This is a genomic window from Streptomyces milbemycinicus (genome assembly GCF_002154605.1).
Classification (GTDB): Bacteria; Actinomycetota; Actinomycetes; order Streptomycetales; family Streptomycetaceae; genus Streptomyces; species Streptomyces milbemycinicus.
Genome location: NZ_MUNE01001190.1, coordinates 1 through 890, shown reverse-complemented (window position 1 = coordinate 890; position 890 = coordinate 1). Strand labels below are relative to the sequence as shown.

2 protein-coding genes are annotated in these 890 nt (G+C 73.1%); both read right to left on the bottom strand.

What is annotated here, in order from left to right; all coding sequences use genetic code 11:
* On the bottom strand, positions 1-370 hold a 370-nt coding region (locus CCN51_RS52005; RefSeq protein WP_086861306.1), incomplete at its 3' end, for a hypothetical protein.
* Complete coding sequence (locus CCN51_RS52000; protein WP_014176581.1) at positions 354-845, bottom strand: RNA polymerase sigma factor; 492 nt, start codon at positions 843-845, stop codon at positions 354-356. The genes CCN51_RS52005 and CCN51_RS52000, both read right to left, overlap by 17 nt.
* Positions 846-890 lie beyond the last annotated feature (45 nt).

Below are 890 nucleotides of genomic sequence, written 5' to 3'. Positions count from 1 at the left end.
GGCGGGGGCTGACGCGGCCGGGCGACTCCGACGGGGTGGAGGTCGCCGTCGGGGTCGGCGGCTTCGGTTCCGGGGTCGGGTGCGCGGTACGACCGCTGGTGGCCGGCGGGACGAGGGGGACCGTCGGGGGCGCGGGTGACTCATGTGTCTCGCGTGTCACCAGGTTGAGCGGCAGCGCGATGAGAGCCGCGGCGGCGCAGGCCAGGCCGACCCCGGCCGCGGTGCGGAGCAGTCGGCGACGGGTGGCGGTGCGGCGGATGGCCTCGTATCGGCCGGGGGGCGGGCTCAGATGGTCGGTGGTGGGGCGCAGGATCACCGTGAGCGGGTCGTCGGGTTCGTACTCCGAGCCGTCGTCAAGGCGTGTGGTCAAGGCTTCTCCTCAGGTGGGCGCGGAGCAGTTCGCGGGCTGCGTGGAGGTCGGCCTTGACGGTTCCTTCCTTGCGCCCGGTCAGTACGGACACCTCCCGGACCGGCATGTCAGCGTAGTAGTGCAGCAGGATCGGGACGCGCAGCCGTTCCGGCAGGGACTGGACGAGCAGGCGCACCGACGGGTCGGCCTGTTCGGTGTGGGGGCGGGTGGCGGCTTCCGCGGTGGCGCGGCGCAGGGCCTTGCGCTCGCGCTCCAGCTTGCGCCAGTGGTCCCGGACGAGGTTGGCCGCCGTGACGTAGAGGAAGCCGCGGGGTTCCTCCACGGACGTCCAGCGGGCCCAGAGCCGGGTGAACGCCTCCGAGGCGATCTCGTGGGCCGTCTCGTCGTCGTCGACGAGCCGGCGGCACCAGCCGGCGAGGCGCGGATAGAGGGCGGCGAACAGCTCGGACGCCGCCTTGTCACGGGACCGTTTCAACACTCTCCATTGCCGTGGCGGCACGTGTCGGGAGGGATCCCGGGC